Annotated in this window: 6 protein-coding genes and 1 other RNA gene; 3 read left to right on the forward strand and 4 right to left on the reverse strand. The window is 69.9% G+C overall.

The features are described 5' to 3' along the window. Positions 1 to 38: 38 nt before the first annotated feature. Both HMPREF2833_RS12020 and ssrA read right to left on the reverse strand, forming a co-directional pair. Entirely contained in the window at positions 39 to 875 is an 837-nt protein-coding gene (locus HMPREF2833_RS12020) for a DUF4190 domain-containing protein (protein ID WP_070638474.1), read from the reverse strand. Positions 876 to 1,039: 164 nt separating this feature from the next. Next, positions 1,040 to 1,408: a transfer-messenger RNA gene (gene ssrA / locus HMPREF2833_RS12025) on the reverse strand. Between the two features lie 303 nt (positions 1,409 to 1,711). Between ssrA and HMPREF2833_RS12030 the strand changes: the two genes are divergently transcribed. Beyond that, entirely contained in the window at positions 1,712 to 3,484 is a 1,773-nt protein-coding gene (locus HMPREF2833_RS12030) for an ABC-F family ATP-binding cassette domain-containing protein (protein ID WP_180956156.1), read from the forward strand. Positions 3,485 to 3,496: 12 nt separating this feature from the next. Here HMPREF2833_RS12030 and smpB read toward each other — a convergent pair whose 3' ends face one another. Both smpB and prfB read right to left on the reverse strand, forming a co-directional pair. Further along, positions 3,497 to 3,985 carry an SsrA-binding protein SmpB gene (gene smpB, locus HMPREF2833_RS12035; RefSeq protein ID WP_019309392.1) on the reverse strand — a complete coding sequence of 163 codons (489 nt, stop codon included), beginning with the start codon at positions 3,983 to 3,985 and terminating at the stop codon, positions 3,497 to 3,499. Positions 3,986 to 4,060: 75 nt separating this feature from the next. Further along, positions 4,061 to 5,179 carry a peptide chain release factor 2 gene (gene prfB, locus HMPREF2833_RS12040; RefSeq protein ID WP_059281811.1) on the reverse strand — a complete coding sequence of 373 codons (1,119 nt, stop codon included), beginning with the start codon at positions 5,177 to 5,179 and terminating at the stop codon, positions 4,061 to 4,063. Positions 5,180 to 5,261: 82 nt separating this feature from the next. Between prfB and HMPREF2833_RS12045 the strand changes: the two genes are divergently transcribed. Further along, entirely contained in the window at positions 5,262 to 6,434 is a 1,173-nt protein-coding gene (locus HMPREF2833_RS12045) for a glucose-1-phosphate adenylyltransferase family protein (RefSeq protein WP_047979086.1), read from the forward strand. 46 nt (positions 6,435 to 6,480) lie between these two features. Further along, entirely contained in the window at positions 6,481 to 6,648 is a 168-nt protein-coding gene (locus tag HMPREF2833_RS12565; RefSeq protein ID WP_168165736.1) for a hypothetical protein, read from the forward strand. Positions 6,649 to 6,694: the final 46 nt, after the last annotated feature.

The raw sequence follows: 6,694 nt of genomic DNA on the forward strand, positions 1-6,694 counted from the left end.
GCAGACCCCGGAACGTGCCCCGGATCCGCCGGACTGGATCAGGTGCTGGGAGTGTTGCCCTCCAGCGAGTCCGTGAGGCACTGGTTGTACCTCGCCTCGTCCCCCTGGGTCGCGTACTCCATGCAGTCGCTGACGGAGCTGAACGCCCAGGCGAAGACCACGGCCATGAGGATGCCGCCGATCACCGCGAGGGACGAGAGCACCACGCCCACGACCGCGAGCGCCGGGGACTCCCGGCGGGCCTTGCGGATCTTGACCAGGCCCACGATGCCGAGCACCAGGCCCACGAGCCCGATCAGGCCACCCAGACCTCCGAACCAGAAGGTCAGGATGCCCAGGATGCCCAGGACCAGCGACGCGATGGCCAGGCCCTTGCCCGGTGAGGGCGCGGTGTTCTGGCCGTACGGATCCTGTCCGTTGTAGGGCTGCTGGCCGTACGGCTGCTGGGAGTAGCCGTCCTGGTAGTGCGTGGGGTAGCCGTTCGAGTTCTGGGAGTCGTAGCCCTGCTGCGCCCCGTAGCCCTGGGGGCCGTAGCCCTGGTTCCCGGGATTTTGCACGCCGTACTGCTGCCCGGGGTAGCCGTGCTCCCCTCCGGTCTGCTGGCCGTACTGGCCGCCGGCACCGTACTGGGAGTCACCGTAGCCGCCGTAGCCCGAGCCGCCGTGCTGCGCGCCGGAGGACGCGGAGCCGCCGTAGCCGGTCGTGCCGTAGCCCTCCTGCCCCGTGCCCGTGGCCTGTGCGGAGAAGTCCTGTCCGTACCGGTCCTGCCCGGCCGCTGAGGTCTGGCCCCGGTCCACCGAGTACTGGCCGTACTGCGGCTGCTCGCCGTTCGAGGCCGAGGAGGAACCCGAGTTCTCGGGGAAACGCTCGCTCATGGAGGCGCCTGCCTTTCAGTCGTGGTGTGTGGTGTCGAGAGCCAGTCTCCCACACGAGCTGCACCCGGTTCTCGGTGGCCCCGCTGCGACCCGCAGGGCTCCGGGCATGAAAAAACACCCCGGACCGCAGGGTCCGAGGTGTTCTCGATGTTCGTGGACATCACGGGTGGAGATGGGGGGAATTGAACCCCCGTCCGATGCAGCATTGTCAGGGCTTCTCCGGGCGCAGTGTGCTTGCAGGTTTCTCAGTCCCGGCCATCTCGCACACGAGTGGCCGCCGGACTCAGTCACGTAGAAGTCCCCTGGACGTCCGTGACGTACGTCCAGAGCAGTGACCTTCTAGCTGATGTCAGATTCCAGGTCGAAGGTGAACCTGGGCTGACAGACTGCTCGGGCTACTTACGCAGCGAGAGCGAAGTCAGTGCGCTTGGATTTGGCACTTATATTTTTTGCAGAGAGCGTTGACGAGATGACTCTGCATCCTCGGCCCGCTTCCCCTGTCTCAACTCACATCGTCGAAACCGATCATCCCCGTATTCATTTTTCAATGAGCACCACGCCACTGCGCGGAAAACCGTGCGGTGCCGTGGACACACAAGAATACGTCCGCACGTGCGCGTACGTCAACAGAGCGCGGGATTGCCCCGGGCGCACCAGCTCCGGCTGTGGAGAGGTTGCGAGTGGATCGCCGGCCAGTGGTGCCGCCCCCGGCGGGCCAGCCCTTGCCCTCCCCCGTCCCGTGCCCTACGGTGGGCGCCATGTCCCGATGAGTCCTTCCCGATTCCCCGCGCCCGAGGCCGTTGCCCGGCGGGGACCGCGACCATCCGAGGACTCTCGTGAACTCATCCCGCATCCCCTCCTCCGCGTCCGCGCACGGAACCGCAGCGTCCAGCACGTCCGGCCCCGCGGGCACCCACCTGAAGGTGGACGGGGTCTCCGCCTCGTTCGGCACCCACCGCGTCCTCACGGACATCACCTTCACCGTCACCACCGGTCGCCCCAGCGGGCTGATCGGTGAGAACGGCTCCGGCAAGAGCACCCTGCTGCGCATCCTGGCGGGTCTGCGCGCGCCCGATGCCGGCACCGTGCGCCCCGTCGGTCCCGGCGGTGGGCCCGCCCGCGTGGGCCTGCTCCACCAGGAACCGCCTATCCCACCGCAGGACACCGTGGCCCAGGCCGTGGCGGCCGCGGTGCGCCCCGCTCGGGACGCGGCCCGCGCCGTCGACGACGCCGCCCGCGCCCTGGCCGCCGCCCCGCACGACGAGCGCGCGGGAACCCGCTACGCCGAGGCCCTGGAGACCGCGGAACGCACCGGCGCGTGGGACGTGGACTCCACGATCGGTGCCACGCTGGACGGACTCGGCCTGGGCGGCGTCGCCCGCGAGCGGCGCACCGGGGAGCTCTCCGGCGGGCAGCGCGCCCGGCTGTCCCTCGCGTGGACCCTGCTCCGCGCCCCGGACGTGCTCCTGCTGGACGAGCCCACGAACCACCTGGACGACTCCGCCCTCGACTTCGTGTCCGCCACGCTCCGTTCGTGGCACGGCCCGGTGCTGCTCGCGAGCCACGACCGCGCGTTCCTGGACGCCACGGTCGGTTCCCTCGTGGACCTCGACCCGGCCCCGCGTCCCCACGCCGTGACCGTGGACCTCGTGGGCGACGGGACGGGCACGGGAATCGGCGTGACCCGCTTCAGCGGGACCTACTCGCAGTACGTCCTGGCGCGGCTGGACGAGCGCGAGCGCTGGGAGCGTTCCTACCGGGACGAGCAGGACCAGCTGAGGAAGCTGCGGGCCACGGTCCAGGAGCAGCAGGCCGTCGGGCACTCGGGCAGGGCCCCACGGACGGAGGCGCGGGCGGCCAGGAAGTTCTACGCGGACCGCAACGCCACCGTGGTCTCACGCCGCCTGAACGACGCCCGCACGCGCCTGGCCGCCCTCGAGCAGGAGCAGGTGCGCAAGCCCCCGCGGGAGTTGTTCTTCCGCGGACTCACGGCCGCGGACCACGACGCCGCGCGCCGCATCCGTGCCTCCGGCCCCGTGCTCACGGCATCGCGGGTCACCGTGGAGCACCGCCTCGCACCGGTCTCCCTCACCGTGGGGGCGGGCGAGAAGTGGCTGCTCACCGGGGCGAACGGTGCGGGCAAGTCCACCCTGCTGAGTCTGCTGGCGGGACGGTCGGAGCCCACGGGCGGCTCCGTGCACCGTGCCCCGGGAGTGCGTGTGGGACTGCTCGGGCAGGAGGACTCCGTATCCCACGCGGACCCGGACCGCACCGCGGCGAGGGTCTACCGGGACCTCGTGGGCGAGGAACTCGCGGAGACGGTGCCGCTGGGCACGTTCGGGCTGCTCGCGGGGCGGGACGAGAACCGGCCGGTGGGCGAGCTCAGCGTGGGCCAGCGGCGTCGGCTGGCCCTGGCGGCACTGCTCGCGGACCCGCCGCACGTGCTGCTGCTGGACGAACCCACCAACCACGTGTCCCTGGTGCTGGCCACGCAGCTCGAGGCGGCCGTGTCCGAGTACCCGGGGACCGTCGTCGTCGCCTCCCACGACCGCTGGCTGCGGCGGAACTGGAACGGCCGGCACCTCCGTCTGGAGGCACCGGCCGTGTGAGGCGCTCGGGGCTCAGCCGCGCATGTTGCGGTAGCGCATGGCACGCTGGGCCTCGCGGTTGTCCTGCTTCTCGCGCAGGGTCTGGCGCTTGTCGTACTCGCGCTTGCCGCGCGCCACGGCGATCTCCACCTTCACGCGCTTGCCGTCCACGAAGTACAGCGACAGCGGGATGATGGTGTAGCCGGCCTCGCGGGTCTTGCCCGCGATCTTGTCCAGCTCCGCGCGGTGCAGCAGCAGCTTGCGACGGCGCCGGGCCGAGTGGTTGGTCCACGAGCCCTGCAGGTACTCCGGGATGTGGGCGTGCTCGAGCCACAGCTCACCGCGGCTGTCGAACTGGCAGAACGCGTCCACCAGGGACGCCCGCCCCATGCGCAGAGACTTCACCTCGGTGCCCATGAGCGCCAGTCCGGCCTCGTAGGTGTCCAGGATGGCGTAGTCGTGCCGTGCCTTCTTGTTGTTGGCCACGATCTGGCGGCCGTCATCAGCGTTCTTCTTGGCCATCGGCCTGTTCTTCCCTCACTGCTGCCCCGCGCTCCCGGCGCCCCCGGTGGGTGGGCCGGATGGTGCGGTGCAAACTCAGTTCTCGTCGTCGCGGCGCGCCCCGGCGCGCCAGCGGATGCCTTCGTCGATGAAGGAGTCGATCCCGCCGTCGAACACGGAGCTGGGATTGCCCTCCTCGTAGTTGGTGCGCAGGTCCTTGACCATCTGGTACGGGTTGAGCACGTACGAGCGCATCTGGTCACCCCAGGACGCCTTGACGTCCCCCGCCATCTCCTTCTTCTTGGCGTCCGCCTCCTCCTGGCGCTGCAGGAGCAGCCGGGACTGCAGGACGCGCAGCGCGGCGGCGCGGTTCTGGATCTGCGACTTCTCGTTCTGCATGGACACCACGATGCCCGTGGGGATGTGGGTCATGCGCACCGCGGAGTCCGTGGTGTTCACGGACTGGCCACCGGGACCGGAGGAGCGGAACACGTCCACCTTCAGCTCGGACTCCGGGATCTCCACGGTGTCGTCCGACTCGATGAGCGGGATGACCTCCACCGCGGCGAACGAGGTCTGGCGCCGCCCCTGGTTGTCGAACGGCGAGATCCGCACCAGGCGGTGCGTGCCGGCCTCCACGGACAGCGTGCCGAACGCGTACGGGGCCTTGACCTCGAACGTGGCGGACTTCAGCCCGGCCTCCTCCGCGTAGGAGGTGTCCAGCACCTTGGTGGGGTACCCGTGGCGCTCCGCCCAGCGCAGGTACATGCGCATGAGGATCTCCGCGAAGTCCGCGGCGTCCACGCCACCGGCACCGGACCGGATGGTGACCACGGCCTCGCGCTCGTCGTACTCGCCCGCCAGCAGGGTCTGGATCTCCAGCTCGGACAGCGCCTTCTGGATGGAGGTGAGCTCCTCCGCGGCGGCGTCCCGGGTCTCCTGGTCGTCCTCGTCCTCGGCCAGCTCCACCATGACCTCGAGGTCGTCGATGCGGCTCTCGATCTTGCGCAGCCGGTCCACCTTGGACTGCTTGTGGGAGAGCTGGGACGTGACCTTCTGGGCCTCGTCCGGGTTGTCCCACAGGTCCGGCGCGGCGGCCTGCTGCTCGAGCTCCGTGATCTCCTTCAGCAGCGTCTCGGCGTCACTGACCGCGGCCACGGAGTCGTAGGTGGCGCGGAGAGCACGGATTTCTGCAGCGTAGTCAATGGTGGCCATGACAGACCACTTTACGTCATGGCCTCCCGGGCCCGTGAGCCGCTAACATTGGGGGAACCGCCCATCCCCAAGGAGACTGACGATGCAGCGCCCCACCGTCCTCGCATTGGTCCTGGCAGGGGGCAAGGGCTCGCGCCTGGGAGCCCTCACCGACACCGTGGTCAAACCCGCGCTGCCCGTGGGTGGCACCTACCGGCTGATCGACATCTCCCTGTCCAACCTGGCCCACTCCCACATCCCGGACGTGTGGATGGTGCAGCAGTACCTCCCCCACGACCTCAACTTCTACATGGCCAACGGGCGGCCCTGGGACCTGGACCGCTCCCACGGCGGGCTGCACATCCTGCCCCCGTACCAGGGCGCGGAGGGCGAGGGTTTCGCATCCGGCAACTCGGACTCCATCTTCCGCCAGGCGGCGCTGATCCGGGAGGCGGACCCGGACCTCGTGCTCGTGCTCTCCGCGGACCACCTCTACACCATCGACTTCCGCAGCGTGATCGACACCCACCTCACCAAGCGCGCGGACCTCACCATGGTCACCACCGAGGTCTCCGAGGACCCCTCCCGGTACAGCGTGGTGGAGACCTGCGAGTCCGGTGAGGTCACCGGCTTCGAGTACAAGCCCGAGCAACCGCGCAGCAACCTGGTGGCCGGCGAGATGTTCCTGTTCTCCACGGACGTTCTCCTGGACGCCCTGGACCACCTCCAGGACACCCTGGGTGAGCTGGGCGACTACGGCGAGGACCTCATCCCGCACGTCCTGGAGCACCACACCGTGGTGGAGCACCGGCACCTGGGGTACTGGATGGACCTCGGCACCATCCAGTCCTACTGGACCGCGCAGCAGCAGCTGCTGGACGGGGACGGCGCCACGCTGGACGACCCCGCGTGGCCCATCTGGAGCGGCCAGGCACCCCTGCTGCCCGCGTTCATCGCGGACGACGCCGCCGTGTCCCGTTCCCTGGTGGCCCCCGGTTCGCGCGTGGCCGGCACCGTGGAGCACTCCGTGATCGGCGAAAACGTGACCATCGAGGCCGGCGCGGTGGTGCGCAACTGCGTGCTGCTCGACGGCGTGCACGTGGGCTCCGGGGTGGAGCTGCTCAACGTGGTCGCGGACTCGGACGCCCGCATCACGGGCGGCTCCCGGCGGGGATCGCCTCAGCACGTCACCGTGATCGACCGCCACGGCGTGGTGAGCGAACGGGAGCCGTTCGACACCTCCGCCGTGCTGCCCCGAGACTGGGAACAGTACTGACCTGGCTCCACCTGGAACCCACCCCCTCCGAAAGGACCGATCCACCATGTCCCGCACGTCCCGCAAGACCCTGGGCCCCGTGCTCCGCGCCGAACTGTGGCGCGCTGTGCGCCACGTGGGAGCCCGCAGGGCGTTCCGCCTCCTGCTGCTGTTCCCACCGTTCCGGTGGGCCAACCGGGCGCTCCGTGCACTGCGGCTGGTGCGCGGGCACTGATCCGCGCCACGTGAGAAGGCCGGGGGCGGCGTCGTGGATCCACGAC

The sequence above is a fragment of the Kocuria sp. HMSC066H03 genome, assembly GCF_001812045.1.
GTDB lineage: Bacteria > Actinomycetota > Actinomycetes > Actinomycetales > Micrococcaceae > Kocuria > Kocuria rhizophila.

Excerpts from the sequence above, each read along its gene's own strand:
- HMPREF2833_RS12020 (WP_070638474.1), bottom strand. The coding sequence starts at position 875 with ATGAGCGAGCGTTTCCCCGAGAACTCGGGTTCCTCCTCGGCCTCGAAC.
- smpB (WP_019309392.1), bottom strand. The coding sequence starts at position 3,985 with ATGGCCAAGAAGAACGCTGATGACGGCCGCCAGATCGTGGCCAACAAC.
- prfB (WP_059281811.1), bottom strand. The coding sequence starts at position 5,179 with ATGGCCACCATTGACTACGCTGCAGAAATCCGTGCTCTCCGCGCCACC.
- HMPREF2833_RS12045 (WP_047979086.1), top strand. The coding sequence starts at position 5,262 with ATGCAGCGCCCCACCGTCCTCGCATTGGTCCTGGCAGGGGGCAAGGGC.
- HMPREF2833_RS12565 (WP_168165736.1), top strand. The coding sequence starts at position 6,481 with ATGTCCCGCACGTCCCGCAAGACCCTGGGCCCCGTGCTCCGCGCCGAA.